Below are 535 nucleotides of genomic sequence, written 5' to 3' on the forward strand. Positions count from 1 at the left end.
GGGGAGCTGGGTCTCCTTGAAATTGGCGATCACCCAGACCTGGCTCGGCACCAGCGCCATCAATTGCGTACCGGCCGAGACATACTGCCCGAGCCGGGCCGAAACCTCGCCGAGACGCCCGTCCTGCGGGGCGGTGATGCGGGTGTTCTGCAGGTCGATCTCGGCGAGATGCACGGCGGCCTCGCCGCCCTGCACAGCCGCTTCCAGCGATGCCTTGTTGACGATGGCGCTCTGCACGTCCTGACGAGCGACGTCGACGGCCGCGTGGCTCGCCGTCAGGGCGGCCTTGGCTTGGTCCAGCGCCTGCTGGCTCTGGTCCGTGTTGGTCTGGCTGACGATGCCGCGCTCGCGCAACGGCTCGATGCGGCCCCAATTGGCTTCCGCCGTGCGAAGTGCGGCCTCGGCGCTGGCGACATTGGCCTCGCTGGCGCGTTGGCGTGCCTCGGCGGCATGGCGGGCCTGCTCGGAATTGGCGAGCGCAGCATGCTGCGCCGCGAGACTGGCGCGGGCCTGATCGAGCCGTTGCAGGAAGATG

1 protein-coding gene is annotated in these 535 nt (G+C 69.3%); it reads right to left on the reverse strand.

Features of this window, described 5'->3' with window-relative positions; all coding sequences use genetic code 11:
* The coding region (locus ACTIF2_RS27715; protein WP_439500357.1) for an HlyD family secretion protein at positions 1–535 on the reverse strand (535 nt) is incomplete at both ends.

The organism is Allobosea sp. (assembly GCF_051860145.1).
Taxonomy (GTDB): Bacteria; Pseudomonadota; Alphaproteobacteria; order Rhizobiales; family Beijerinckiaceae; genus Allobosea.